This is a genomic window from Streptomyces sp. NPDC002643 (assembly GCF_053592555.1).
In genome coordinates this window covers 95,485-121,346 of record NZ_JBSFVY010000004.1, presented here as the reverse complement: position 1 = coordinate 121,346, position 25,862 = coordinate 95,485, and the positions used below count along the sequence as shown (strand labels likewise).

The following is a 25,862-nucleotide window of genomic DNA, read 5'->3' as shown; positions in this document are numbered from 1 at the left end:
GCGTACGCGGGGCCGGGCGCGGGCGTGGGGCCGGGTGCCGCACCCATACGGCTGATCGCGCGGCCTGCGCGCGTACGCGGCGGCGTACGCCGCCTATGCGGCGTGCCCGGCCTGCGCGGTGGACAGCCACTGAGGCCGGACGCGGACGCGGGGCCAGGCGCAGGTGCGGGGCCGGGCGCCGCACCCGTGGCCAGCGCGGCGTGCCCGGCGTACGCGGACGCGAGGCCAGGCGCCGCGCCTGACGACTGATCGCGCGGCCTGCCCGCGTACGCGGCCTATGCGGGCGCGGGGCCGGGCGCGGATGCGGGGCCGCACGCGGGCGCGGGGCCGGGGGCCGCACCCGTACAGCTGGTCGCGTGGCCTGCCCGGCCTGCGCGGCATACGCGGACGCGAGGCCAGGCGCCGCGCCTGACAACTGATCGCGCGGCCTACGCGCGTACGCGGCCTATGCGGGCGCTGGGCCGGGCGCGGACGCGAGGCCAGGCGCCGCGCCTGACGACTGATCGCGCGGCCTGCGCGCGTACGCGGCGGTGTACGCCGCCTATGCGGCGTGCCCGGCCTGCGCGGCGTACGCGGGTGCGGGGCCGGGCGCGGGTGCGGGGCCAGGCAGCAAGTGCGGGGCCGGGCGCGGGTGCCGTGCGGGCTCTGTGGCTGGCCCCTCGGGCAGGCTTCAGTGGGTGGCCGTTGTGCAGGACGAGCAGACGATCATGCCTTGGGGGGTTCGGTCCATCTCCACGGCCACGTAGGAGCGGTCGCAGATGTGGCAGCGGACGCGGGCCTCCCAGATGTCGTCGACCTCGTCGCGCGGGTCGTCGCCGGTGGTGCGTACGGGGTCGGGGGCGAACCGGAGCGCCAGCCAGTACAGGCCGGCCGCCAGGGCGACCGTCACCGGTGGCGCGAGCTGCGCGAGTACGGCGTTCGCTGTCTGCTCGGTGAGGGTGATGCCGACGGCGGACGCGACCACCCAGGCCCCGGCGCCCGCGGTGATCGGGGCCAGCCGCAGCGACCGGAACTCGGGCAGATCGTCGCGGTCGGCGCCGCGTACGGCGATGTGGACCAGGGCGATGGCCACCCACGCGGTGACGAACACGCCCTGCCAGGCCAGGGCGTCCAACAGATAGCCGAGCACGTCGGTGAGCATCAGCAGATACGCGATGGCTCCGGCGACGGCGACCCAGGCGGCGCGCGGCAGCCTGACCCGCAGGAAGCGGGCGGCGAAGGCCTCCAGGTTGGTGGAGGCGAGGTAGTAGTTGGCGGTGTTGATACGGGTCTGGGACACGATGATCACCAGGACCCCGGTGAATCCGAGCGTGCGGATGAACGCGTCCACCACGCCCGTCTCGGACCCCTCGATGCCCCAGGCCCGCAGCAGGTAGATGCCGATCAGGCCGTTGACGAGGAACGTGCAGAGGTAGAAGACCCAGCCGAAGGTGACGTGGGCGTGGAAGCGCTGGTCCCGCGCCCGGCCGAAGCGGGCGTAGTCCATGGTGTACATCATCATGATCCACACGCCCATGTAGATCAGGTACGAGGTGAGCCAGCCCGGGAGCGATCCGCCGGTCGGCGACGGGTCAAGCCAGTCGTCCGGGTAGCCCTGCTTGACCGTGGCCGTGACGACGACGGCGACCAGCCCGGCCACGTACAGGGGGAGCAGCACTCCGTTGAACTTGTCGAGCCAGACCCGGACTCCGCCGATCACCAGGGGCAGGGCGTAGAGCACCACGGCGAGGTACCAGAGCTTGATCTCGCCGGCGAAGTAGCTCTGGAGGGCCACCGCGATGATGGACCCCTCGAAGACGCCGTAGTACACGGCGGTGGCCGCGAAGATCAGCGGTGCGAGCGCCGAGCCGAGCACGCCGAACAGCCGGCGGGAGAGCAGGGCGACGGTGAGCCCGGTGCGGGCGGCGTACCGGGACAGCACGAGGTTCACCACTCCGTAGGTGGCCGCCGACAGGGTCATGCCCACGATGGTGGCCGGTGTGCCGACGGCGTCCGCCGAGGCCACCGCGATGTACAGCCAGAACATGGCCGAGAAGAGCGCCGCCCAGGCCATCGCCAGGGACCAGCGCCCGGATCGCCAGGACAGCGGGACGACATGCGTCGAGTAGTCCTCGGTTGCGGCCGCCTTGACGACTCTGGGGTCGTCGACGAAGGAGACCTCCAGGGCCGGGCGCTCGGGAGTCGTGGGCATGTACGTCACCTGAGGGCGAGCGGGCGGGGGCGGCGGGGGCGGGCCCCGGCCGCCCATGCGACAAGCGCGTTTACCTTTTGCGATGTATCTGATCGTATGTCGACTGTGCGTTCACTGCCCTGCGTGTTCGGTGCCGGGCAGTGCCGCGGGGCCGAGGAAGTGGCAGATCTGCAGGGCGAGGGCGATGTCCGTACGGTCGTGTGCCGAGGTGAGCCCGGGTGAGTCGAGCACCTTGCTGACGCGGTACTTGACCGTGTTGCGGTGCACGTTGAGCAGTTCGGCGGCCTTCCCGTAGTTCTCGCCCGTGCTGAAGAAGGCGTGGAGGGTGCGGCGGAGTTCGGCGGTGTGGTCGTCACCACGGGCCAGTGGGCCGAGTACCTCGTGCACCCATCGCCGGGTCGAGTCCATGTCCTTGGCCAGCAGGGAGACGATCGCCACGCCCTGGTCGCCGAAGCTCACCACGGGGTGGGCGGGGCCGACGGAGGCGAGGGCCACGTCTCTGGCGGACTGGGCCTGTTCGCGGGTGCGCCGGAAGCCCGCGAGGCCGTGCGCGGGCAGGCCGAGGGCGAGTCGGCAGTCCTTGGCGAGGCCGGCGGCGAGGTCGCGGATCTCTGCGATGTCGAGGGCGGGCCGCCTGGACCCGAAGGGCAGCCAGGCCCAGGCCATGCTGCGGTCGATCGCCGTGACCAGCGGCTGACCGGCGCAGCGGCAACCGGCGGCGAGGCCGAGGACGAGGCGCTCCAGCCTGCGGGGTCCCTCGGGATCGGATGTCCGCGCGGTGCTCCAGACCACCACCCCCACGTGGTACTGGTCGAGGCGGTAGGCCGTCTCCTGCTGGAACACGGAGGTGTTGACGGGCTGCCCGGCGACGATCTTGTGAATCAGGGAGGAGCGGAGGTTTCCACGGGAGCTGATCCAGCGCCTCTTCTCCCTCTCGTACGCGTCCAGGACGTAGAGGGAGATCCAGTCGATGTAGCGGTAGAGCACGTCGGAGATGTGGTGCAGGACCGCCAGCTTCAGCTCGGCGGAGCAGTCGAGGCGCTGGACCTCGGTGAAGCACGCCTCGATGAAGTCGTTCTGGCCCATGTGGTACGCGCGGACCAGGGAGTGCGCGGGGATGTCGCGCTGGGCCAGGCGCAGGGCGTACTCGGTGGCGGCGGTCGTGGGCTGCAGATGCTCCGTCGGGATGTGATGGGCGAGGACATGGATGATCGTCTTCACATTGGCGTCGACGCTGGCCTCCAGCATCTCGACGAGGTGCCGGTCGTCGTCGAGATGGCTGATCTCGCGGGCCAGCAGCATGCTCATCGTGCGGGCGATCTCCGGTTCGCGCTCGTTCAGCCGCCGCGCCGTCTCGGCCACCAGGGGCAGGATGTCGTCGTCCGTGACCGGTGCCATCATCCGCGTCCTTCCCGTACGCCCGCCGTCCCGTGGGCCCGCCGCCACGTGGGCTCGCGTCGCGTGGCCCGCGTCCCGTGGGCCCGCAGATGGTATCTCCGCAGGTCCTACAGGGGGGAGGCGTCCAGTCCGGTCATGAGCGGCGACTCCTTTCGCGGGAGCCCGTCCGTAGGTGGCGCAGCGCCGCCCGGGCCGCGTTCACCCCGCACATGCCGTGCGCGCCGGGCCCGGGCGGGGTCGCGGCCGAGCAGAGGTAGTGGCCGGGCAGGCCGGTGTCGTAGGGGGTGAGGGTGGGGCGGGGGCCGAACACCAGCTGGGGGACGGTCTTGGCGCCGGTCATGATGTCGCCGCCGACGTAGTTGGGGTTGTACGCGGCGAACGCGGACGTGGTGCGCACCGCGCGGCCGACGATCCGGTCCCGGAAACCGGGGGCGAACCGTTCCACCTGTGCGGTGATCGCCTCGGTGGCGTCGCCGGTGTAGCCGTGCGGGACGTGCGCGTACGTCCAGACGGGGTGGATGTCGCCGACCGAGCGCCGCGGGTCGGCCAGGTACTGCTGTCCGACCAGGACGAACGGCCGCTCCGGCATCCGGCCGGCGCCGATCTCCCGTTCCCCGGCGGCCACTTCGGCGAAGGTGCCGCCCAGATGCACGGTCCCGGCGTGCCGCGCCGGTTCGGCGGTCCAGGGCACGCCGCCCTCCACCGCGAAGTCGACCTTGAAGGCACCCGGGCCGTGGCGGAACCGGCGGTAGGCGCGGGCGACGCGGCCGGGCAGCCGGTCGCCGAGGATGTCGGCCACGGCGGCGGGGGCGAGGTCGTACAACGTCACGTCGGCGGGCGGGAGCCCGGACGACGATCGCACCCGGACGCCCGTCTCGATCGTGCCGCCGAGGTCGGTGAGCAGCGCGGCCAGCGCCCGGGTGATCGCTCCCGAGCCGCCGGACGCGACCGCCCAGCCGTGCCGGTGTCCGGCGGTCAGGATGCCCAGGCCGATGCTGGAGCTGAGCGGGTGGTGCAGTGGCTGGAAGGCGTGTGCCGCCACGCCGCCGAACAGGGCCCGCGCCTGTTCCGTGGCGAACACACGTGCCAGTAGCGATGCGGGCAGCAGCGCGGGAGTCCCGAAGCGTGCGAGCCGCAGAGGATGGTGGGGGACGCGCAGGAGCGGGCCCATGATGTCCTCGGCCAGTTCGTCGTACGAGGCCACGGGGCCCTCGAACAGCCGCCGCCACCGTGCGCCGTCCGGGCCGCCGAACCCGGCCGCGGTCTCGGTGACGGAGCGGTGCAGGACGCCGGCGGTGCCGTCGTCGAGGGGGTGGACGCAGTCGATGGCGGGCAGCCGCCACTCAAGGCCGTATCCGCCCAGGTCGAGGCTGTTCAGGAAGGAGGACCCGACGGCCATGGGGTGGATGGCCGAGCAGTGGTCGTGCAGGAGGCCGGGCAGGATCGCCTCGCCGCTGCGGGCGCCGCCGCCGACCTCGTCGGCGGCCTCCAGCACGGTGACCCGCACGCCCTCGCGGGCCAGGAGGACGGCGGCGGCGAGTCCGTTGGGCCCGCCGCCCACCACCACGGCCGTGCTCACGCCGGTGTCCTCACATCCGAAGCACCCGAAGCACCCGGGCCGGTGCCGTCCTCGCGCCGTTCGGACATCTGCCGTTCGGACGGCTGCCGTTCGGTCTGCTGCCGTTCGGTCTGCTGCCGTTCGGTCTGCTGCCGCGCGCCCGGGGCCGACCAGGTGACCTCGTACGGGATCGGCCCGTCCGGCAGCCAGGGCTGGGAGTTCACCGCGTCGGCGACCCGCCAGGTGCCTCGCTCGATCACCCCGAGAGCGGCGTCGATGACCTTGTAGTGCTGGACGCCGGAGTGGATGGCCTGCGACTCGACCCAGACGACGATCCACTCGCCGGGGGCGAAGCCCACCCGGCTCTGCACGGCGTTGATCAGGTCCTCGTTGTGCAGATGGCCGTCGCCGAAGTTGAACCCGATCAGCGAGTTGCAGCCGAACTCGGCCTCGCGGACCGTCCATCGGTCCAGGTCCGGGATGTGGTCGATGAGGAGGGAGAACAGGCCTCGGCCCTGGCTGTGCATGGAGCGCCAGGCGATGGTCTGCTGCATGGTGATCTCCGCGACCGCCGCCGGGTAGCCCATCGCCCGCAACTGGTCGACCTGGTTGGAAGTCGGCCGGTGCGGAAGGGAGTTGAGCTTCTCCTCGGCTCCCGGTGCGAACGCCCACAGCGCCGAGGCCCAGTTGCCGGCGTACTGCCGCATCGAGGGCAGGAAGGAGACCAGGTCCGGCCGGAGGTTGCCGAGGACCGGGAAGAAGGCGAGTCCGGCGACCACGGCCGCCGTCAGCAAGGGTGACGACATGTCACCGGTCCCGTAGCCGTCCCCTGCGGGGAAGCCCCAGAACAGGAACACGGTCGCGTAGGCGAACAGCAGATTCCACTCCAGCGGTACCGCGAGCGGGAAGGTCGAGATGATGAACAGGTGGAAGACCACCATCAGCACGACGGCCGCCAGCGTCACCGCCCGGCTGGTGGAGAACAGCAGCACCAGCGGGGTGACGATCTCCACGACGGTGCCGCCCACATGCGCCATGGCGCCCGCCACCTTCGAGGGGCGGATGTCGCGCGGGAAGTCGCGGTAGTGGGCGCGCTTGAACCACTTGGCGGGCACGGACGGAGAGTTGGACACCATCGGCGCGACGACGTGGGAGAAGTGCGACCCCATCTTCGACACACCCGCGCCGACCCAGACGACCACGATCAGCAGCTTGAGCGCCACGATCATGTCGGTGAACGACAGGAACGCGAAGAACACCATCGCGGGCAGATACTGCTCCCCTCGGGCGGCGAGGAAGAGCGTCTTGTCCCGCAGCCCGCACAGCACCAGCAGGACCATCACCGCGACCACCAGCGCCGGGTCGACCAGATCCGAGGAGTCGCCGGGCAGCGCGATCGCGGCGGCCAGGCAGCCGAGCAGGGCGAGATAGAGGACGACGTCGAGGACCGTCCGGGTGTCGCCGTTCGTGAACGGCACCCGGCGCCACGGCCGCAGCCGGATCGTCCCGGACCGCGCCCAGAACAGGATGCCGCCGGTCATCGGCTTGAACTTCCCGGCGATCGGCCCCCAGGACCCGGCCACCCCGACCGCCTCCAGGAGCACCGTCCACAGCACGAGCTTCTCGTACACGATCGGCACGTTCCACCAGTCGGCGACGTCCCAGAACGGACCGGCCCCGGAGGTGGCGGTCGCGGCGGCGGTACCGCCCAGGACGTAGAGGACGAGGAGTTTCACCACGTAGGTCGTGTGGATCATCTTGGGTGTGCCGAAGCCGTACTCGACCCAGTGGAGCGCGAGGGTCTTCGTGCGTTCGAGCAGGGGTTTACGGAGAAACGACTCCGGGTCGACCTGAGGGAAATCACCCGTTTTGAACCCCATGGTGCGGCTCCTTTGCGGCAAGGGGGTACCGACCGCCCGGCGACCGTTCGCGGGGCGGGAGGAAAGAGGCGGAATTCAGCGGAGAGGGAATGCGGCGGAGGGGGAATTCAGGAGGGGGGAATTCAGGAGAGGGGGAATGCGGGAGCGGGGGAATGCGGTGGCGGGCCGGAGATTCAGCGGCCGGTGTTCTGCCCCTGACCCGGCAGGAGACCGGGACCCCTCTGAAGGGACTTCCGGAGGACGGGCTTGTCGATCTTCCCGACCGGGTTCTTCGGCAGCGCCACCGGCAGATGGATCTCGACCGGCAGCTTGATCTTGGTGAGGTGCCGCCGGCAGTGGTCGATCAGGTCGTCGGCGGTGACCGGCACATCGGGGTAGGTGACGACGTACGCGACGGGGACCTCGCCGTAGAGAGGGTCCGGCGCGCCGACGACGGCGGCTTCCAGGACGGCCGGATGGCCGTACAGCACGGACTCGATCTCCTTGGGGTAGAGGTTCTCCCCGCCCCTGATGATCATGTCCTTCACCCGGTCGACGAGGGTGAGGTAGCCGTCGTCGTCGACGCGTCCCACGTCGCCGGTGCGCAGCCAGCCGTCGACGAGTACGGCGGCGGTCTCGTCGGGGCGGCGCAGATAGCCGCGCATGACGTTGGGGCCGCGGACGACGACCTCGCCGGTGGCGCCGGGCGGGAGCGGGTCGCCGTCCGGTGAGATGACGCCGATTTCCTGGCCCGGCAGCGGCGGGCCGACCGTGCCCGGCTTGCGCGGGCCGTCGACGGGGTTGCAGGTCGACGCGCAGGTGCCCTCGGTGAGCCCGTACCCCTCGACGATGACGAGGCCGAAGCGCTCCTCGCACCGCTCCAGCAGCTCCTTCGACACCGGGGCCGCCCCGCAGACGGCGAAGCGGAGCGAGGAGGTGTCGGGTACGACGTCCGCGGGAAGCTCCGCGAGCCGGGCGTAGATGGTCGGCACGGCGGCGAAGTAGGTGGGCCGGTACCGCTCGACCGCCTCCAGGAACGGCAGCGGCGCGAAGCGCTCCAGGACGGTGAGCTGCCCGCCGGCCAGCAGGGAGGACAGGAAGCTCACGCAGATCGCGTTGACGTGGAACAGCGGCAGGACCAGCAGGCAGTGGTCGGCCTCGGTGAGCTTCAGATGCCCCGCCAGCATGGACGCCATCGCCCGCAGATGGGTGTGGTCGAGCATCACGCCCTTGGGACGGCCGGTGGAGCCGCTGGTGTAGATCAGCAGGGCCAGGTCGTCGGGACGCACCTCGCGTGCACACGACCCGCCGTCTCGTTGGCGCGATCCGCCGTCTCGTTGGCGCGATCCGCCGTCTCGTTGGCGCGATCCGCCGTCGGGCTCCGCCCGTAGCGCGTCGACGGGGATCGACGGCAGCCCGGCGGTGGGGGCGTCGGGACCCTCCGTGACGACGAACGCGGCCTCCGCGTCACGCAGTTGGTACTCCGCCTCGTTCGCCGTGAAGACCGGGTTGACCGGTGTCACGCCCGCGCCCAGCCGCCAGGCGGCGAGCAGGACCAGCAGCAGCTCCACCCGGTTGGGCAGCATGACCGCGACGACGTCGCCTTCGCCGACCCCGCGCTCGGCCAGCTGCTCCGCCACCGCCTCGGCGCGGCGCGCGACATCCGCGTACGACAGCTCGTGCCGGGCGTCGCGCAGACAGGGCCGGGACATCATGGAGTCCGGTCGGCCCCAGGGCAGATATCCAACGCTCACCAGATCACCTCGCCGACGCACGCCGCGCAGCGGTGTTGCTGTGCGGCGGTGTCCGTGAACAGTAGGAAGGCGCCGCCCGTCATCCCATGTCACGCGTCCACAAATCTCCCCGCCGAGCTGTGCAGCATCGACAAGCGAACCGTGCCGCACACTGGTGGCAGTGTGGCGACAGGCACCGTCGGGAAGGACTGGAAGGGATTCGAGATGCTGATCATCTTCGGTACCAAGGGTTATCTGTACCAGCTCGCGATACTCACGCTGGTGTGCGGGCGGTGCGGCAACCCCGCCGCGCATACGCTTCGCAAGCGGGTCACGAAGTTCACCTTGTTCTTCGTGCCGCTGTTCCCCGTGTCGACGAAGTACCAGACGCAGTGCACGTTCTGCGGGGCCGAGCAGAAGATCGACGCGGAGCAGGCCGAGCGGCTTGAGGCGCAGGCCGCGGGCGGTTCCGGAGGCTCCGGCGGGCAGGCGTACGGACAGCCGCAGAAGCAGCAGCCGTACCAGTCCTGACCAGTCCTGAATTCCCGTGGCGGCCCCTTTTCTGTGGGCCGGATTCTGTGGGCCGGAATCAAGGGACTGTGAGCAAGCTGTGAGTCCGCTGATTCTCATTCTTCCCTCACTGATCGCTCAGCGTCGCCCCAGAAGCGGCCTCGACAGTCGCTGCCATGAACGAAATGAACGCGGGAGGCGTCCGGCAGCGCTCGGTCGAGATCGTGGTGCCGGTGTACAACGAGGCGCACGTCCTCGCCGACAGTGTCGGGCGGCTCCACGCATATCTTGAGGACGCCTTCCCGTTCCCGTTCCGGATCACGATCGCGGACAACGCCAGTACGGACGGGACCTGGCGGGTCGCCCTCGGTCTCACCGACCGGCTGCCCCACGTCCACGCCGTCCGGCTCGACGCCAAGGGGCGGGGCCGTGCGCTGAAGCATGTGTGGAGCCGGTCCACGGCCGATGTCGTGGCGTACATGGATGTGGATCTGTCCACGGGGCTCGAAGGGTTCCTTCCGCTCGTCGCTCCTCTCCTCAGCGGGCACAGCGATCTCGCCATCGGGAGCAGACTGCACCGGCAGGCGGACGTCGTGCGCGGGCCGAAGCGCGAGTTCGTCTCCCGCTCCTACAACCTGCTGCTGAAGCTCGGCCTCGCCGCCCGCTTCTCCGACGCCCAGTGCGGTTTCAAGGCGATCCGCACGGAGGTCTTCCGGGCGCTCGCGCCGCGCATCGAGGACACCGCGTGGTTCTTCGACACCGAACTGCTCGTCCTCGCCCAGCGCAACGGGCTGCGTATCCACGAGGTGCCCGTCGACTGGGTCGACGATCCCGACAGCCGCGTCGACATCGTCCGTACGGCCGTGGACGACCTCAAGGGCATGGGCCGCATGCTGCGCGCCACCGTCGCCCGCCGGGTCGTCGTCGCGGACGTACCGCGCCGGGCGCCCCGCTCATGGACGCCGACGACGACGCCCGCGTCCCGTACCGGCACCGGTACGGCCACCGATACAGCCACCCGTACGGCCGTCCGTAAGAACACCGCTCACCACACCACCCCCGCTTCCCTCCCCCAGGGCCTCAAGGACATGGAGTACGCGTCATGACGACCCTCGCGCCGCCGCCCACCACCGGGCGGGACAGCGGCCCCCGGCACAAGGCCGCCGCGACGCCGCCCTCCGAAGCCGTGGGCGGGCTCGCCCATCGGGCCCGGCGGCTGTTCACCGGGGCGCCCGAGGACCCGCGCTGGGCGCGGCCGGCGCTGTGGGCGATCCTCGTCCTGGCCACCGCCCTCTACGCCTGGAACATGTCCTCCATCACGGGCAACACCTTCTACAACGCCGCCGTCTACAGCGGTACGCAGAGCTGGAAGGCCTTCTTCTTCGGCGCCCTCGACGCCGGGAGCTTCATCACCGTCGACAAGCCGCCCTTCGCGCTGTGGGTGATGGGGTTGTCGGCCCGCGTCTTCGGTTACGGGACCTGGCAGTTGGCGCTGCCGATGGTCGCGGTGGGCGTCGGCTCGGTGGCGTTGCTGTACCGGATGGTCAAGCGGGACTTCGGGGCCGTGGCCGGTACGATCGCCGCGCTCGCGCTCACCCTCACGCCGATCACCGTCGCCATCACCCGGGACACCAACCCCGACCCGATCCTCGTCTTCCTGATGCTGCTGGGCGCGGCGGCCCTGATGAAGGCCGTCCGTACGGGGCGTGCGATGCCGCTGGTCTGGTCGGGCGTGGCGATCGGGTTCGCCTTCAACACGAAGATGATGCAGGCGTACGTCGTCCTGCCGGTGTTCTTCTTGGTCTACCTGTGGGCCGCCAAGGGCTCGCTCGGGCGCCGTGTCCGCAATCTCGCCGCCGGGACCGTGGCCCTGGTGGTCTCCAGCGCCTGGTGGATGGTGGTCGTCGATCTGATCCCCGCCTCCTCCCGGCCGTACATCGGCGGTTCCACCGACAACACCGTCTGGGACCTCGTCATCGGCTACAACGGCTTCGGCCGGATCTTCGGGGCGTCCTCGTCGGTGGGCTCGCAGGGCAACGGGGCGAGCTTCGGCGGTGAGTCGAGCGTCTACCGGATGTTCAACGAGATCATGGGCGGCCAGATCTCCTGGCTGATCCCCTTCGCGGTCATCGCCCTCGTGGGCGGGCTGGTGCTGCGCGGTCGGACGCCGCGTACGGACGCCAAGCGGGCCGCGCTGATGCTGTGGGGCGGCTGGTTCGTCCTGCACTACCTGACCTTCTCCCTCGCCGAGGGCACGTTCCACCCGTACTACGTCACCGCCATGGCCCCCGGTATCGCGGCCCTGGTCGGTGCGGGCGGGGTGATGCTCTACGGCGCCTTCAAGGAGGGGGCGGTCGCGAAGTGGGGCTGGGTGCTTCCGCTCGCCGTCGCCGCGAGTGCGGTGTGGTCGGTGGTGCTGCTGCAGCGGGTCTCCGGGTCGGGGACTCTGTACACCGTCGCGCAGGTGGTGGCCGGTGTCGCCGGTGCGGTCGCGGTGATCGGCCTGCTCGTGGGCCGCTTCATGCGCCGCCGGAAGCTGGTCGGGCTGGCGTCGGTGGCGGCGATCGTGGCCCTGCTGGCCGGTCCGGCCGCGTACTCCGTCTCGGCGGCCACCACGGCCTCCAGCAACGGCACCAACCCGACGGCCGGCCCCAACACGGGCAACGGCATGGGTGGCGGTGGCGGCATGGGCGGAGGCCAGCGGCCCAGCGGCGACGCGCCCAGCGGTACGGCGCCGGGTGGTACGGCTCCCGGTGGCACCGCGCCGGGCGGGTCGACCTCCGACGGCGACGCCCAGAGCGGCACGGGCAACTCCGGGTCCGGCTCGACGAGTTCGGACGCCGACGACTCCAGCAGCTCCACGAACACCGACGCCGACAGCTCCACCGACTCCACCAACAGTCAGACAGGCGGCGGTGGCGGTATGGGCGGCGGCGGTGACAGCCAGGTCTCGTCCGAGATGATCACGTATCTGAAGAAGAACCAGGACGGCGCCACCTGGCTGGTCGCGGTCGCCACGGACCAGACGGCCTCCTCGATCATCCTGGAGTCCGGTGAGCCGGTGATCTCCATGGGCGGCTGGTCCGGCAGCGACGAGGCCATGACCCTCGCCAAGCTCAAGGAACTGGTCAAGGCCGGCAAGCTCCACTACATCGTCGTCAGCGACAGCGGGCAGGGCGGCGGCGACAGCGCCGCCTCCGAGATCGCCGAGTGGGTGAAGGAGAACGGTTCGGCGGTGAGCGACTACAGCGGGCTGTACCGGCTGGACGCGTCGGACGTCGGCTGACAGCACCCCTACCTGACCGACCGCACACCAGGGCGGGCCACCGGATCTCCCTCCGGTGGCCCGCCCGTCTACTCCGACGTAACCAACCGGCAGGGACGAGACGGAACAGTCGAGGCGCCCCCGTCCGTGCCGGCAAGGTCCCGTCGGTCCGGCGTTGAAGACCGGACCCCACCGTCCCTGAGGCCGTCCCTGAGGCGGCCGGGCTCCGGCCGCCGTCCGTCTTCCGGGCTCACCGGGCCCTTGCCCGCGAGGGTCCGGCAGGCCCCTGACCTCCCTAAAGAACCGGGGGAAAGAACTACCCGCCCACCCACCCTCCCCGGCCTGGAAGCCCTCGCCACCCGTTCGAGTGACCGGCTTGCAGGCGCGGGATGTGGGCGGTTACGTTCGCGGCGACAACCGCACACAGACTTCGGCCCTCGGCCGGGATTGCCGTCCCGAACGAGGGCCTGACCGATCAGGAAGCATCCCCTTCCCAATGGCTGAATCGCAGTCTAACGCGCCCCTGCGCGCCGCCGCTGGAGCACCGACGTCCGGCGTGATCCATATCCGCACCCGGCTGACAGCCGACTTCACCGTGCTCTCCAACGCCCTCGCCCAGCGGCGCGGCAGCGCGGTCACGGTCGGCGTCGCGGCGTACATCGCCTCTCTGCCCGACGGCTCCCCCGTGAGCATCGCCGCACTGCGCGAGCACTTCACGGAAGGGGAGATCCTGATCTCCCGAGCGCTCAGGGAGCTTGAAGCCGCCGGGTATCTGGAACGCCGCCGCGAGCGCCTGCTCTCCGGGCACGTCCGCACCCGGACGTACTTCTACGACGTACCAGGCGACGATGGTGGTGACGACGGCGACGATCCCGAGCCGGACGGACCTCCCGAGCCGCCCCGCCCGCCCAAGCCGCGCCGGACCCGGAAAAAGCCCGCCGCCACAGCCGCGCCCACACCCGCAGCCGCGCAAGAAGCGGTGCGGGCGCCCGTACAAGCGAAGCCAGAAACAGAGCCTGGTGCAGAGCCAGATGCGGGGGCAGCGACCCCACTTGCCGACGCCGACCCCCGCGCCATCGCCGTACTCGCCGCCCTGCGCCGCGTCGACCCCCGCCTCGTCCTCTCCGAACAGGAAGCCGCCCGCCTCTCCCCTGCCGTCACCCGGTGGCTCGCGACGGGCCTCCTGCCCACACAGATCACCGACCACCTCACCGCCGGACTCCCGGACCACCTCCTGACCCGCCCAGTCGGCATCCTCGCCTACCGGCTCAAGAGAACTCCTCTGCCCGCACCGGCCGGAAGCGCGGAGGTCCCAGGACGCCCGGTGGTCGTGCGCATGCGGAACTGCGACGGTTGCGACCGAGGGTTTCGCTCCGCGGAGCACAGCCGCTGCCGTGACTGCCGGTCCCGGGAGCAACTCCCCGCGGTTTGCTGAGCCGGTGGCCAGGCGTGCGGTCCATCCGCAGGTGGGAACCTTGATGTGGCACGATGCGAAATCTGCTGCCAAGAGGAGGTGGGGCATGGTCGACAGATTCACGGACGGGCTTCTGACACCCACGGAAACGGCCTCCTACCTTGAGATTCCGCAGTCGACCCTCACGTCGTGGCTGAAGGGCAGGGCCGCCGGAGCACCACTGGTCCACCAGGTGGAGCCGGTGCGGAAGGGGCAGCCTTCGGTGCCGTTCATCGCGGTGGCCGAGGCGCACGTCCTGCGTTCGTTGCGCTCCCTGGGGCTCCGCATGAGCGAGATCAGGGAGGCTGCAGCCGCCGTACGGAACGCCTTCGACACCCCCTATGGCCTTGTGTCCAAGCGAATCGCCACGGACGGCGTGGACATCTTCATCGAGCACGGTTGGGGGGGACCTCCGCAGAGCCCGCGACGGCCAGGTCCCCATCCACGAAGTGGTCTCCGACTACCTCCGCTACCTCACCTGGGAGCCGGGCGACGACTTCCCCTCCAGCCTGCGACTGAGGCAGTACCCGGACTCCGTCCCCGTCGTCATCGACCCGAGGTTCGGCCATGGTCTCCCTGTCGTCGCCGCGAATCGCGTCACGGTCCAGGCGATCACCGACCTGTGGGAGGCCGGGGAAACCGTCGAGGACATCGCGTACGACTACGACATGACGCCTGAGCAGGTGGACGCGCTCTGCCAGGCAGTGGTGCACCTTGTCGCCTGAGTTCTTCCTCGACCGGAATCTCGGTCGTCGTGTGGCGGAGGGGCTGAGAGCCTGCGGGTGGACGGTTCACCGAATCGGGGATGTCTTCCCGGACGACGGCCAGGACATCCCGGACGAGGAGTGGATCACACACGGTCTCGACCGCTCCTGGGTTCCGCTGTCGAAGGACGGACGGTTCAAGACCCGGGATCTGGAGATCCGACCTGTCCTGGAACGCGAGGCGGTGCTGTTCTAACGGCGCCTGGCGGGAGATGAAGAAGTCCGTCCAGGAACGCTTCTTCTCCCGGATCGCCGACGACGTCAAGACTCTGTCGGCCTCAATCCTCCCGCTCCTGAAGAACGCCCTCGGCGACAGCGCCGACCAGATGGGTACCCTGGCGGAACGCGGCGCCAAGTTCATGAAGACAGGCGTCTTCCGCAAGGACTTCAAGACGATCGCGGGCACCAACTCCCGCGTCGTCGGCCACATGACCGACGGCCTCGCCAACCTCGGTCGCACCACGCTGGACTTCCTCGTGGCCTCCGGGCGCAACCCCCTTCACTCACGGAACGTCAACAGCCGTGTTCTGTTACGCCTTGGGGCTTGGATGGAGAGTCCGAAGGGACGACATCGTGATCGCCGAGGCCCAGCAGGAGGAGGTGGACCGGCTCCGTGCCGAGCGCGACCGCACATCGTGATGTCCCGGCCGGGGCGGGGGTCGCCCGGCCGGGACACCAGTGCAACGCCCCGCCTGGGAAGCAGGAGCGCGCGCCATCACCCCCGGGAGGAGCCGGAACCCTCCAAGGGGGCGTCCGGTGAGGCGACGGGCGACCACAATGCGCCAGCCTGGCCGGAATGCGCAATACATTGGACGCGGAATACTGGCGCCCGTCCCCTTTCCTCACTCAGGGCCTTCGGTGACGCCCTCGGCCGGGGCCAAGACCGGGCGGGGCAGGTTGGACGTCCGGCCCGGTCTCGGGGGCAGGAGCGGGCACATGGCCGAGGAATTCCCGGGCGGCGTCCGCGTTCGCGGCGACGCCGACCGTCACCCAAGCGTGTCCGTCCCACTCCATCAGAGCGCGCGGGGCGTCGGGAACGACGTGGGAGGCGCGGGCTCCACCGGTGAGAGGAACGGCCCTTCGTGTACCGGTGATCTCCCGGTCCGCTGCCCGGCGCCGGTCTCGTCGGGCAGCCCACTCGTGCAGGGGCTCCTCTTCTGCCATCGTCCGCGCCTCCCGATGCTTTGCTCGCTGCCGTCAGACCCTAGACCAGGTCACTGTCTGCTCGTCCGGGGTGACGGTGACCTCGAACTGGTTCAGGCCCGGTGCGCCGTCGGCCCGCCATTGGGTGACGGTCTCCTCGACGTCGTCCCACAGGCGAGCGGGCCCGCCCTGTCGGACGGTCCAGGTGTCGCCGTCCTGCGTGAGGGCGGCCCAGGCCTCGGCGTCCACGTCGACGAGGAGGTGTTCGGTGCGGCCGTCCCGGTTGATGGTGAGGCGCTGCGCATGGGGGGCTGCGAGCTGGGCGACGAAGCGCGTGTCCCAGTCGTCCAGGGCCTCGGCGGCGAGCGGGGTCCTGCGTACGTCGCCGTCGTCCAGGTTGGGCAGGAGGCCGAGCGGGGGCGGGAGCTGGGGGCGGGCGATCATGAAGGAGACTTGCCCGTCGAGGAGTCGGCCGCGGGCCGTCCCGTCCTCTTCCACAGTGAGCCGGGCCAGTTCGGAGGAGTAGAGCCAGCCGGACAGTGTGGCGAGGATGATCCCGCCGGGTCGGGTCTGCTCCACCCACGTATACGGGAGTTCGGTGACGCCACAGGTGGCGATCAGCCGGTCGTACGGTGCACCGTCGGGGTGGCCGGCCAGCCCGTCGCCTGCGATCAGGAACGGCGCGTACCCGGCGTGCCCGAGCGCTGCACGGGCACGGATGGAGACCTCCGGGTCCACCTCCATGGACGTCACGAGGTCTTCGCCGAGTCGGTGGCAGAGCAGGCCGGTGGAGTAGCCGGTGCCCGTGCCGATCTCCAGCACGCGGTGGCCGTCCTCGACCTGGAGGTCTTCGAGCATACGGACGACGAGGCCGGGCAGGGTGCTCGATGAAGTGGGCTCGCGCAGGATCTCGCCGCGGATGTCCCCGGGGGCGATCGTCCCGGCGATCTGAGTGACGAGGGAGGTGTCTTCGTAGCAGCTGCCCAGCCACCGGGGGTCATCGGGGAGGATCGACCGCCACGCGGTGGGGCCGGAGGCCTCGACCCGTTCGAAGAAACCTGCACGAAGGAACTCGTGCCGGGGCACACTATCGACGGCGGCCCGCCACGGGTCGGTGCGCAGATGGCCGCTGTCGGCCAGGCGCTCGGCGAGCGCGAGGCGGAGGCCCTTGTCGTCGGTCACGTCGTGGTCTTCCTCTCCAAGAGGTCGGCCAGGGCTGCGCACATGGGCAGACCCGTCTCAGGTTCCAGCCAGTACCACTGACCGGAGGGGTTGCACTCCAGGAACCACCATGGCCCGTCCTCGGCGACGCAGAAGTCGAAAGCCCCGAAGACAAGCCCGAAGTGGTCCATGTAGTGGTGGAGCGCCGACTCGATGCCCGGTGGCGGTTCCACAGGGGTGTAGGTGAGCCGGTCGTAGTCGGTGCGCCAGTCCAACAGGTCGGAGTCGATACGGACGCAGAACACCTGCCTGCCGATGACCGTCACCCTTACGTCAGCCGTCTTGGGCACGCGCTTTTGGAAGAGGTGCGCCGTACCTGCCACGCCCTGGTCGATGTCCGCCGCCGACACCTCCGCGACCTTGACGACGCTCGGCACATCGTCCACCCGGTACACGGGGTTGTGCAGCGGCTTGTAGATGACCGAGCCGTGCCGCTTGATGAACGCCCGGGCCGCGTCGGGGCTGGAAGTGACGAGGGTGGGCGGCACCAGGAAGCCGGCTTCTACAGCTGCGGCCAGCCCGGACGGCTTGAACTCCGCGTCCCCGATACGGTGCGGGTGGTTCACGTACACGCAGCCAGGCAGTGCGGCCAGCACACCGCCGAGCCCGTAACGGGCCTGAGTGATGGCGAACCGTGCGTCCTGGTCGCTGAGGTGCGGGAAGGCGAACCCGGTCGGCCGACGGTAGTAGAGGGCGCGGACGTCGGCCAGGTCTGCGGTGCGGGAGGGGGTGAGGAGGCGGCCCTCGATCCCGTGCGGGGTGATCTCTGCCTCCACCGACAGCGATGCGGGGAAGTCCCCCGAGTCGAGCCGCACGACCGGGATGTCCCGGCCGTGCAGCTCGCGAATCACCACGTCGGCGGTGGGGTCGTTCAGGCTGGTGACGACCAACACCGGACGCGTGTCAGTCACTGGTCGCTGTCGCTCCCGGTGTCGGTGTCCTGCGTGGTGCCGTCGCCGTCCGGACTGGTGCCCGTGGACGGCTGGGTGCCGGTGCTCGTTCCGTGTCCCGGCATCTCCATCACGTGGCCGGACGCGTCGAAGAACGCGGCGGTCTGGGTGACCGGGTCCAGTCGAACAGTGGTGTGCGCAGCGGCCATCGTGGGATACGGCGCCATACGGCCGACGCCCCACGGGCGCGGGGTGATGGTTCCCTGCGGAACCGCCTCGCTCGTGGGCAGCCGGTCAGAGTGGACGAACATGCCTCTCCTCTGTGTCGTGGTAGGACCCGCCTGGGATGGTCATGGACCTTTCCTCTGCAGCTGAGGCCGGGGACGTGGCCCCAGCGTCGTTCCCGCCCGCGCCGAATGCCGCTCGTACGGGCGGAGCTTGTTACCTGCCCAACGGCCGGGGCCGAACCGGCATCCGGGCCGTCATGCACCCGCTCCGAGGTTCGCCCTTTCCAGGGCTGGTGCTCGGGGCGGGGGTCTGTAGGGGCCCTGTGGCCGACTCTGTCGGTTGGCGAGGCGAGTTCAGTCCTGCCCAGGCCGTACGAGGTCGGAGGGGTCGGTGTTGGCTCCGCAGAGGACCACGACGACCTTTTCGCGGGCGGCGGGCCGGTAGCTGCGGTGCGGCTGCGCGGAGGGCGTCGGGGTGTCCCGGTCGGTTGTGTGCTGGTCGGTTGTGTGCTGGTCGGTTGTGTGCTGGTCGGGGCTGAGCAGTGCGGCCAGGGCGGTGGCGGCGCCGTGTTCGACGGCGATGCGACGGTGGTCCCACAGGGCCTGGCGGGCGCGGGTGATCTCGCTGTCGGGCACGAGCACGGAGCGGACGAGGTCCTGGTCCACGGAGTCCACGGCGTTCAGGGCCATTTCGGATGTGCGGCGGGCGCCGAGGGAGTCGGCGGCGATGGAGTCGACGGTGACGTCGACGGGCTGTCCGGCCTCGATGGCGGCGTTCAGGGCGCGGCAGTTCTCCGGCTCGACGGCGACGGTGCGGATGCCGTAGTGCCGGGCGACGGTGGCCATGCCGGTGAACAGGCCGCCGCCGCCGACCGCGACCACGACGGTGTCCGCGTCGGGCAGTTGGGTGTGGATCTCCTCCATCAGGGTTCCGGCGCCGGCCGCGATCAGATGGTGGTCGTAGGCGTGCGAGGCGAGCGCGCCGGTGGCGGCCGCGTATGCCTCGCAGGCGGCGAGGGCTTCTGCGTACTCGGAGCCGGCCAGCCGTACATCCGCTCCGTAGCCGCGCAGCTTGGCCACCTTCACCGCGGGGGCGGTCTCGGGCAGGAACACCGTGGCGGGCACGCCCAGTTGCCGTGCGGCCCACGCGCACGCCAGACCCGCGTTGCCGCCGGACGCGATGGTCACCCCGGCCCCGGGGAGCCTGTCGGCGTCCCTGTGGGCGAGCAGGAAGTTCAGCGCACCCCGGGCCTTGAACGATCCGGTGTGCTGCATGTACTCCAGCGCCAGCCAGACCTCACACGGCCGCTGGGGGCCGTCGTCGAGGGGGTCGGAGGGTGCGGTGCGGATCGCGCCGGGATCGACCCGGGCGAGGGTGACCGGACGGATGTGTCCGTCGATCCGGTCGAGGGCGTTTTTCACTTCGCCGTACAAGAGGCGCACGTGTCTGCTCCTGGGTGAGTTGTGTCCGTGTTCGGCTAGACGCTGTCTGGCGTCCGCTCGGCGGCGTAGGTGGCTTCTCGCTCACGGGCGACGACCAGCGCGTCCGAACTGAGCCGCTGCAAGACCGTGGTGACCGCCGACAACGCCACGCCCAGTTCCTCGGCCAGTGCGGTGTGAGGGGGTATGAGGGTTCCGGGCGGGTAGGTGCCGTCGCTCAACCGTGCCTGGAGGAGAGCTTCGATGTCCTGGACTCGGTAGGCCCCGGCCGGGAGTGCCTTGGGCTCTCTTCGGTCGATCACGTACAGCCGCTGATATTTGCTGGAACTACCGACGAGCCCTTCGCGTTTCAACGGCCCCAGCGCCACGCAAGCGGTGCTGGGCGCCACACTGAATTCGGTGGCGAGCGTGATCAGTTTCGGGAGCCAGTCCAGGGCAGCGTAGGTGCCGTCCTGAATGCGTTTCCGGACGGCTTCCTCTATCCTCGCGACCTTGTTCGCGGGATGGATGCCTTTTGGTTGCGGGCATGTGGCCGGCTCCTTCGGGTCGATGACGTAGAAGCCGCGCTGTTCCAGCCCGATGAGTTTCTCCCCATGCAGCCGCGTGAACGCGACATAGGCGGTGCTGGTCGACACGCCGAGTTCGCCAGCCAGCGTTCTCGACGTCGGCAGCCACGTGCGGGGACGGTACGTGCCGTCCTGAATCCGCTGCCGGATGACGCCCTCGACCCATCTGACTTTGGACATGCCGGGCGGTCTGCTGTCGACTGACGGCTGGTGCCCGTTCATATGGCGGCCCTCTTCTCGTCCCGCTTCGGGTGCGAGCCGCCGCGCGAGCGCAGTTCCACGCCCGCAGCGGTCAGAGTTCTGTGGATCATCCCGTACGACCGACCGGTCTCATCCCCGAGCGACCGGATACTGACGCTGGTGTCGCTCCTGTACTTGGCGGCCACCGCCTCGCGGAAAGCCTCCCGCTGGGACGGGTTGAGACGACCCCTGATCTCGGCGAAGCGGGTCAGATCGTTCAACAGCGTTTCTCCTCTGGGTCGTTGGGTTCCGTCGGCCGTTTGGCGTACGGTCATTTCTCGCTGCCCTTCCGCGGGGACAGCAGTTGAGCAGCGCCGGTGACGGCCGTGATCGTGAGCACCCCGTTGATGAGGAAGGCGTACGGCGCTGGAGGCCGTGTCGCGTCATCGGCATGCCGCCGGGTCTCCTACCGCAATGCCGGGCACGTCAACGAGTGTGACGTCGTGGAGGGGGGCCGCCAGTTGCGTGGCCAGCGTCCACTGCACACGCCAGTCGGTGTCGTACAGGGTCGTCTTCTCCATGCACAGGACCGGCCCAGGCCCCCTGCCGCGTTCGTAGAGGTTGCCGTACACGCCATCGACCTCGACCCGGCCGACCCGGACGGCCACACACTTGCCCATCAGATGCGGGCACAGGCGTGCGGCCACGGGCGCGCACGGCCGCCATACCGGCGGATGCACGGTGTTCTCCCTCTCAGGCCAGCCCGCCACGCCCCAGTAGTCCTCCAGCAGCCACAGGTGGCCCTGCTCGTTCTTGTCCGAAGGACCGCCGCACACCTGGCACAACAGCTTCCGCATCGCCCGTCGCTGCCGGGGCCCGTGCACGACCCCGAGCAAGGGCTCTCCGTCGCCCTGACGCAGCGCCCACCGCTGCCACAGCGCACCGTTCGTGTCACGGCCCTGAGCGAAGCCGCTGGCGGTGACCGCGCCGGCGAACGCGATGCCGTCCTTGACGACCGTGAGACGCGGCTGCGGCTTGCGCTCACCAGTCCATGCGGCGATGTAGGGCACGGGGCGGCCCTTGTGGAGAAGCCGTTCGGACATGTTCTCTCTCGCGAGTGAGGGGGAAGCAGACGGGATCGGCCGAACACCGTCGAGGAGAAGCGCGCGTCATATGGCGTCAACTCCCACCAGGTCGACGAGCGCGAGGACAGCCAGGGCGAACCGGCGGAGATGACCGAGCGCATGCCCGGAGCGGGGGTGCTCGGCACTCAGATCGATCAGACGCCTCACCTCGGCGATGGGGTACGGCGTCACCAGGCGCGGCGCGAACTCGACCAGCTTCGTGGTGGCCCCCCGCAGCCACCAGGCGAGGGCGGCAATCTCCTGCGGCGTGGGGCGCGCGTGCTCGCCGAGCACCGCCTCCAGGTTCTCGAACAACTGATGGTTGAGGACCTCAAGGGCGAGGGAGCGAAGCAGCGCCGCCTGGAGTACTTCGAGCGCCTCGCGGTCGGTGCGCCACTGACGGTCCAGCAGTTCGACGGCGACGTCGGCGTCACTCATCACCGCGACCATCAGGCGCCCGCTTCGGGGTCCGGGGAGCGGACGGGGTGGCCCTTGAGGATGAGGAGTTCGGGCATGTCTCTCTCACAGCGTTGGGGAGATTGGGAGGGCGTCGGCCGCGCGGCAGGGGACACGCGCGGCCGACGCCGGTCTACGCGCTACCCGGCGTGAGCGGCGGGACGTCCCCGGACGCACCGGCCGGCTTCTCCGCCGCCTTCGCCTGTCGGCGCAAGGCGAACGTCAGGAACCGCGACACCAGGCTCGGGTCGGCGAGAGTGCCGGGGCCGTCCATCGGAACGCACCAGTACGAGCGCTCGGAGTCCGGATGGGTGGCCTCCGGCCGCGGCACACCGACGACGGACCCGATCCCGAGGAACTCCGCCCCCAAATTACGGCGCGACCTGGTCCTCCACTCCGCGCGCCGCCCAGTGCTCACCGGCACGAGCACGTAGTACCACTGGGCATACCGGTCCACGAACACGGGGCCACCCCGCAACGCCTCCGCGAGGAAGGCGTCGACATCCCGGGGGTCATCCGTACCAACGGCCGCGTGCACCAGGGCAGTCGAGATCCGAACCGCACCCAGGAGACCACCGCAGCGAATCAGCGCCGGCCCCCTCCCGGCCCACTGCGCCGAGGCTTTGCCCGGCTCGAACGCGGCAGCCAGAAGCCAGGACCGGACCGCGACGTCACGGTCCCCCCGGGTGTGCACGAGCACGCCGGGCCCTGCCTCAACGGGGGCGCGCACTTCTGGAGAGATGGCTGGTCCTGCGTCTCTGGGGTGGGGCATCGGGGGACTCCCTGGTCCACAGTCATGTTCGGACGTGCGCGGTCACCGAGGGCTGTCACGAGCGTTGCGACGGTCCGCGGACTCCGGCTCGCGGCACCCCGGCGAGGGCACCCGGCCCTGACGGGGATCGGCAGGATCGGGCTCCTCTCCTCGCCGCCGGACCTGATGAGCCTTGGGCCTGGCGGCTGATGCCCAGTCAACGAGCCTCGTGCGGCGAAATACAGGAAGCCTTGCTCCTCTCTGCAGCGACACCGACCGGAAGACTTTGCCCTTCCGTAACCTGAGACCTGGTGGTGAAGGTGACGACAGGGCTACCGTCAGTGCATGGGCGAGAACGTCATCCTCAGACGTCGGATGAAAGAACTCGGGCTCAAACAGGAAGAGTTGGCTGGTCAGCTCAACGATGCGTTGCGGGAGATCACCGGACGGCAGGGGGAATCTCTGAACGCACGGTGCGCAATTGGCTGGCCGGCGCCCATCGCAGACCGATCGGCAGGACGTGCGCGGCTCTGGAGCGGGTGTTCGGCTGCCCGGTGGGGGAATTAGGGTTCAGCGCACCACGCTCAATGCAACACCCCCCGGAGGACTCTGTGCGGCGACGCAAGTTCATCGCCTCAACCGCCGGAACGGCTGTCACCGCGGTTCCGGTCGCCAAACAGCAGCGGTCGGTCGGCATGTCCGACGTGGCGCGCGCAGCTGCGGGAATGAACGCGCTCGTCGAGGCAGACGATCGCCAGGGCGGCCATACGGCCCTGGCGTCCGCAGCGCTCAAATGCCGGGCCGAGGTTCTGGACCTCCAGCGACGCAACGCCAGTGAGCGAGTCCGCCGGGCCCTCTACACGCTGGCCACCGAGTACACGAGCATGACGGCCTGGTTCTACATCGACCTACGCGAGCTGGACCTCGCTCAGAAGTACCTGCACGAGTCGACGACGTTCGCCGGCCTCTCTCAGGACCCGCACACACAGATGCGCGTGTGGAACAACATGACCCTACTCGCCCGCCAGCGGAAGAACTGGCCAGAGGCCTTGGCTGCTGCTCAAGCGGCTCAGGCATCCACCGCCGCCCGCAGGGACCCCTTCTTCAACTCCCTGGGGCACGCCCGCGCCGCCCTCGCGCACGCCGACCTGGGCAACACCAGAGCTTCACAGCGCTCGCTCGGGGCGGCACAGGACGCCCTCGGGAAGGCTCCCGCGGAGCAACGACCTCGCTGGGCAGCCTTCTACGGCAAGGCCGAACTCGACGGGCTCGGGGCCATCATCCTCAACCGGAACGGGAAGCCCTCTGAAGCTGAGGCGATGGCGCACCGGGCTCTAGCCAGGATGCCGAGGGAATTCCGCCGAAACCGCGCCCTGGCCACATGCCAGCTCGCGATCGCGCAACTCCACCAGGAAGAGCCGGAGAGGGCCACAGAAACGGCCGCTAACGTGTTCACCATCATGGAGGGCACTCCTCTGCCCGGACGGATGCGGACCTTGATCGGAGACTTCCACAGGGATCTGCTCCGCGTGGCGCCGTCGAGTCCCTGTGCCCGGGACTGGGCAGACCGTATGCGAGATAAATGGAGTCGAGCGTGACCAGCGTGATCGACCTGCGGCAATACCAGCACGGAAACCTCTCCGAGGGCTTCAAGAAGATGCTGATTGACGTGCACGCGGACGCCTACGCCGACGCCATGGACGACGAGTTCAACCAGCGCTTCCCATGGTTCGTCGACCATTGGACGAGCATGGAGGGCTTCACCTGCGTCGTAGCCTTCGACGGCGATGAGCCGACCGGTTTCGCGTACGGAGCCCCACTTCAAGACGGCCGTGAGTGGTGGCGCAACACCGCCTACCAGCCCAACAACGGGTACACCGCGACGTACGCCGTATCGGAGGTCATGGTCCGCCCCCAGTGGCGAAAGCAGGGCATCTCCGAGCAGCTCCACAGCACCCTCCTCAAAGGGCGCACCGAGGACCTGGCGGTGTTGCTGGTGGACGTCACGCACCCGAAGGTCCAAGAGCTATACGAGTCGTGGGGGTACGTGAAGGCAGGTGAGCGGCAGCCGTTCGCGGACTCCCCGCTGTATGCGGTGATGATCAAGAACCTACGCGGATAGCGGCACTGTTGCCATCGAGCATGGAGGGTCAGCCCGGATGAGGGGGCGAGCCACCACGGTCGTATTCAGTTTTCAAGCACTGCTGCGTGAGCAGGGTGACTCGGTATCGCGCGTACTGAACCGCCACCGAAGCTCTCACCTCCCTGCTGCGCGCGTGAGATTCAGATGACCGGATTGGTCAGCGAGCCGATCCCACCGATGCGGACGCTCACTTCGTCACCGGGCACGACCGGGCCGACGCCGGCCGGAGTCCCGGTGAGGACGACATCACCGGGGTTGAGCGTCACGGCCGCCGTGATGTGTTCCAGCAGTTCAGCGACCGGTATGAGCATGCTGGACGTTGCCGCACGCTGCCGCTCGACCCCGTTCACATCACAGCGCACTTCAAGCTTCACCGGATCTAGTCCGGGAACGATCCAGGGGCCCAGAGGGCAGAACGTGTCGAATGCCTTCGCCCACGAGGGCTGGCCATCCGCACGCTGGATGTCCCGTGCGGTGACATCGTTCCCGCAGGTGTACCCGAAGACGTATTCCAGCGCGGTGTCCGCAGCGACGTTCCGCGCTTCCCGCCCGATGACCACGGCGAGTTCCGCTTCGTAGTGCACTTCCTCCGACTGCTGCGGGTACCGGATGCCAGCTCCCGGACCGATGACCGCGGACGGCGGCTTGAAGAACAGCCGGGGCATCGTCGGCGTCTCCATATGCATCTCGGCCACGTGGTCGGCGTAGTTCTTGCCCACAGCAACAATCTTCCCCGGCTCAACGGGGGCCAGCAGCCGCACGTCGGCCACCGCAACAGTGTCGCCCGAGGGTGCTGAGGACCCACGTATGGGATCGCCGCTCAGCACCTCCAGCACTTCCGCACCTTCCTGACCCATGACCAGGCCATGGAAAGTCCCACCCTTCCAGTCGAACCTCGCGTATCGCTGCGTCTTGTACCGTGGTCCCATAGCCCGCACCGTATCCGCCCGCTCACCTCGGGAACACGGCATCCGTCAGCGTCTACGCGAA

General features: G+C 69.7%; 24 protein-coding genes and 1 pseudogene. 9 read left to right on the top strand and 16 right to left on the bottom strand.

All coding sequences use genetic code 11. The annotated features are described in order from the left end of the window. Positions 1–670: 670 nt before the first annotated feature. The 5 genes from ACWD4G_RS07515 to ACWD4G_RS07495 form a co-directional block, all read right to left on the bottom strand. Complete coding sequence (locus ACWD4G_RS07515; RefSeq protein ID WP_451291274.1) at positions 671–2,191, bottom strand: purine-cytosine permease family protein; 1,521 nt, start codon at positions 2,189–2,191, stop codon at positions 671–673. A 111-nt stretch (positions 2,192–2,302) separates the two neighbouring features. Further along, complete coding sequence (locus tag ACWD4G_RS07510) at positions 2,303–3,589, bottom strand: PucR family transcriptional regulator (RefSeq protein ID WP_451291273.1); 1,287 nt, start codon at positions 3,587–3,589, stop codon at positions 2,303–2,305. Between the two features lie 133 nt (positions 3,590–3,722). Further along, positions 3,723–5,168, bottom strand: coding sequence for a phytoene desaturase family protein (locus ACWD4G_RS07505; RefSeq protein WP_451291272.1), 1,446 nt, complete (start codon positions 5,166–5,168; stop codon positions 3,723–3,725). Then, positions 5,165–7,027: a DUF3556 domain-containing protein gene (locus ACWD4G_RS07500; protein WP_451291271.1), complete on the bottom strand. Its 1,863-nt coding sequence runs from the start codon at positions 7,025–7,027 to the stop codon at positions 5,165–5,167. Before ACWD4G_RS07500 ends, ACWD4G_RS07505 begins: the two co-directional genes overlap by 4 nt. 173 nt (positions 7,028–7,200) lie before the next feature. Next, positions 7,201–8,760: a class I adenylate-forming enzyme family protein gene (locus tag ACWD4G_RS07495; protein WP_451291270.1), complete on the bottom strand. Its 1,560-nt coding sequence runs from the start codon at positions 8,758–8,760 to the stop codon at positions 7,201–7,203. 204 nt (positions 8,761–8,964) lie between these two features. Here ACWD4G_RS07495 and ACWD4G_RS07490 point away from each other — a divergent pair, with 204 nt between their 5' ends. From ACWD4G_RS07490 to ACWD4G_RS07460, 7 genes and pseudogenes are all read left to right on the top strand, one after another. Beyond that, positions 8,965–9,270: a zinc-ribbon domain-containing protein gene (locus tag ACWD4G_RS07490; RefSeq protein WP_451291675.1), complete on the top strand. Its 306-nt coding sequence runs from the start codon at positions 8,965–8,967 to the stop codon at positions 9,268–9,270. 155 nt (positions 9,271–9,425) lie between these two features. Further along, complete coding sequence (locus tag ACWD4G_RS07485) at positions 9,426–10,355, top strand: dolichyl-phosphate beta-glucosyltransferase (RefSeq protein ID WP_451291269.1); 930 nt, start codon at positions 9,426–9,428, stop codon at positions 10,353–10,355. Next, positions 10,352–12,535: an ArnT family glycosyltransferase gene (locus ACWD4G_RS07480; RefSeq protein ID WP_451291268.1), complete on the top strand. Its 2,184-nt coding sequence runs from the start codon at positions 10,352–10,354 to the stop codon at positions 12,533–12,535. Before ACWD4G_RS07485 ends, ACWD4G_RS07480 begins: the two co-directional genes overlap by 4 nt. Positions 12,536–13,010: 475 nt before the next feature. Further along, positions 13,011–13,949, top strand: coding sequence for a hypothetical protein (locus ACWD4G_RS07475; protein WP_451291267.1), 939 nt, complete (start codon positions 13,011–13,013; stop codon positions 13,947–13,949). A gap of 43 nt (positions 13,950–13,992) precedes the next feature. Next, a pseudogene (locus tag ACWD4G_RS07470) lies at positions 13,993–14,214 on the top strand (hypothetical protein); the annotation flags it as partial. Between the two features lie 202 nt (positions 14,215–14,416). Further along, positions 14,417–14,692 carry a DUF433 domain-containing protein gene (locus tag ACWD4G_RS07465; protein ID WP_451291266.1) on the top strand — a complete coding sequence of 92 codons (276 nt, stop codon included), beginning with the start codon at positions 14,417–14,419 and terminating at the stop codon, positions 14,690–14,692. Then, a complete protein-coding gene (locus ACWD4G_RS07460; RefSeq protein ID WP_451291265.1) occupies positions 14,682–14,927 on the top strand; it encodes a PIN-like domain-containing protein in 246 nt (81 codons plus the stop codon). Before ACWD4G_RS07465 ends, ACWD4G_RS07460 begins: the two co-directional genes overlap by 11 nt. Before the next feature lie 650 nt (positions 14,928–15,577). Here the strand turns inward: ACWD4G_RS07460 and ACWD4G_RS07455 are convergent. The 10 genes from ACWD4G_RS07455 to ACWD4G_RS07410 form a co-directional block, all read right to left on the bottom strand. Further along, positions 15,578–15,895, bottom strand: a complete 318-nt coding sequence (locus ACWD4G_RS07455; RefSeq protein WP_451291264.1) for a DUF6087 family protein — start codon at positions 15,893–15,895, stop codon at positions 15,578–15,580. Between the two features lie 33 nt (positions 15,896–15,928). After that, positions 15,929–17,056, bottom strand: coding sequence for an ATP-grasp peptide maturase system methyltransferase (tgmC, locus tag ACWD4G_RS07450; RefSeq protein WP_451291263.1), 1,128 nt, complete (start codon positions 17,054–17,056; stop codon positions 15,929–15,931). Next, positions 17,053–18,006 carry an ATP-grasp ribosomal peptide maturase gene (gene tgmB, locus ACWD4G_RS07445; RefSeq protein WP_451291262.1) on the bottom strand — a complete coding sequence of 318 codons (954 nt, stop codon included), beginning with the start codon at positions 18,004–18,006 and terminating at the stop codon, positions 17,053–17,055. The genes tgmC and tgmB overlap by 4 nt, the downstream gene beginning before the upstream one ends. Next, positions 18,003–18,296 carry a putative ATP-grasp-modified RiPP gene (tgmA, locus tag ACWD4G_RS07440; RefSeq protein ID WP_451291261.1) on the bottom strand — a complete coding sequence of 98 codons (294 nt, stop codon included), beginning with the start codon at positions 18,294–18,296 and terminating at the stop codon, positions 18,003–18,005. The genes tgmB and tgmA overlap by 4 nt, the downstream gene beginning before the upstream one ends. Before the next feature lie 270 nt (positions 18,297–18,566). Further along, entirely contained in the window at positions 18,567–19,655 is a 1,089-nt protein-coding gene (locus ACWD4G_RS07435) for a serine/threonine dehydratase (protein ID WP_451291260.1), read from the bottom strand. Between the two features lie 35 nt (positions 19,656–19,690). Next, positions 19,691–20,398: a GntR family transcriptional regulator gene (locus ACWD4G_RS07430; RefSeq protein ID WP_451291259.1), complete on the bottom strand. Its 708-nt coding sequence runs from the start codon at positions 20,396–20,398 to the stop codon at positions 19,691–19,693. A gap of 38 nt (positions 20,399–20,436) precedes the next feature. Then, on the bottom strand, positions 20,437–20,679 hold the full coding sequence (locus tag ACWD4G_RS07425; protein WP_451291258.1) for a helix-turn-helix domain-containing protein: 243 nt from the start codon (positions 20,677–20,679) through the stop codon (positions 20,437–20,439). Between the two features lie 162 nt (positions 20,680–20,841). After that, a complete protein-coding gene (locus tag ACWD4G_RS07420; protein ID WP_451291257.1) occupies positions 20,842–21,501 on the bottom strand; it encodes a hypothetical protein in 660 nt (219 codons plus the stop codon). Positions 21,502–21,567: 66 nt separating this feature from the next. Then, positions 21,568–21,960, bottom strand: coding sequence for a DUF6415 family natural product biosynthesis protein (locus ACWD4G_RS07415; RefSeq protein WP_451291256.1), 393 nt, complete (start codon positions 21,958–21,960; stop codon positions 21,568–21,570). A gap of 151 nt (positions 21,961–22,111) precedes the next feature. Next, positions 22,112–22,516, bottom strand: a complete 405-nt coding sequence (locus ACWD4G_RS07410) for a hypothetical protein (protein WP_451291255.1) — start codon at positions 22,514–22,516, stop codon at positions 22,112–22,114. Positions 22,517–23,340: 824 nt separating this feature from the next. On the opposite strand from ACWD4G_RS07410, the gene ACWD4G_RS07405 reads away from it, so the two are divergent. Continuing rightward, positions 23,341–24,327, top strand: a complete 987-nt coding sequence (locus ACWD4G_RS07405) for an XRE family transcriptional regulator (protein WP_451291254.1) — start codon at positions 23,341–23,343, stop codon at positions 24,325–24,327. Continuing rightward, entirely contained in the window at positions 24,324–24,851 is a 528-nt protein-coding gene (locus tag ACWD4G_RS07400; protein WP_451291253.1) for a GNAT family N-acetyltransferase, read from the top strand. The genes ACWD4G_RS07405 and ACWD4G_RS07400 overlap by 4 nt, the downstream gene beginning before the upstream one ends. Before the next feature lie 161 nt (positions 24,852–25,012). Here the strand turns inward: ACWD4G_RS07400 and ACWD4G_RS07395 are convergent, their stop codons facing one another. Then, complete coding sequence (locus tag ACWD4G_RS07395) at positions 25,013–25,801, bottom strand: fumarylacetoacetate hydrolase family protein (protein WP_451291252.1); 789 nt, start codon at positions 25,799–25,801, stop codon at positions 25,013–25,015. Positions 25,802–25,862: the final 61 nt, after the last annotated feature.

Coding starts and splice junctions, on each gene's coding strand:
- ACWD4G_RS07515 (WP_451291274.1), bottom strand. CDS start 2,191: ATGCCCACGACTCCCGAGCGCCCGGCCCTGGAGGTCTCCTTCGTCGAC.
- ACWD4G_RS07510 (WP_451291273.1), bottom strand. CDS start 3,589: ATGGCACCGGTCACGGACGACGACATCCTGCCCCTGGTGGCCGAGACG.
- ACWD4G_RS07500 (WP_451291271.1), bottom strand. CDS start 7,027: ATGGGGTTCAAAACGGGTGATTTCCCTCAGGTCGACCCGGAGTCGTTT.
- ACWD4G_RS07490 (WP_451291675.1), top strand. CDS start 8,965: ATGCTGATCATCTTCGGTACCAAGGGTTATCTGTACCAGCTCGCGATA.
- ACWD4G_RS07485 (WP_451291269.1), top strand. CDS start 9,426: ATGAACGAAATGAACGCGGGAGGCGTCCGGCAGCGCTCGGTCGAGATC.
- ACWD4G_RS07480 (WP_451291268.1), top strand. CDS start 10,352: ATGACGACCCTCGCGCCGCCGCCCACCACCGGGCGGGACAGCGGCCCC.
- ACWD4G_RS07475 (WP_451291267.1), top strand. CDS start 13,011: ATGGCTGAATCGCAGTCTAACGCGCCCCTGCGCGCCGCCGCTGGAGCA.
- ACWD4G_RS07455 (WP_451291264.1), bottom strand. CDS start 15,895: ATGGCAGAAGAGGAGCCCCTGCACGAGTGGGCTGCCCGACGAGACCGG.
- tgmA (WP_451291261.1), bottom strand. CDS start 18,296: ATGTTCGTCCACTCTGACCGGCTGCCCACGAGCGAGGCGGTTCCGCAG.
- ACWD4G_RS07430 (WP_451291259.1), bottom strand. CDS start 20,398: ATGTCCAAAGTCAGATGGGTCGAGGGCGTCATCCGGCAGCGGATTCAG.
- ACWD4G_RS07420 (WP_451291257.1), bottom strand. CDS start 21,501: ATGTCCGAACGGCTTCTCCACAAGGGCCGCCCCGTGCCCTACATCGCC.
- ACWD4G_RS07415 (WP_451291256.1), bottom strand. CDS start 21,960: ATGAGTGACGCCGACGTCGCCGTCGAACTGCTGGACCGTCAGTGGCGC.
- ACWD4G_RS07395 (WP_451291252.1), bottom strand. CDS start 25,801: ATGGGACCACGGTACAAGACGCAGCGATACGCGAGGTTCGACTGGAAG.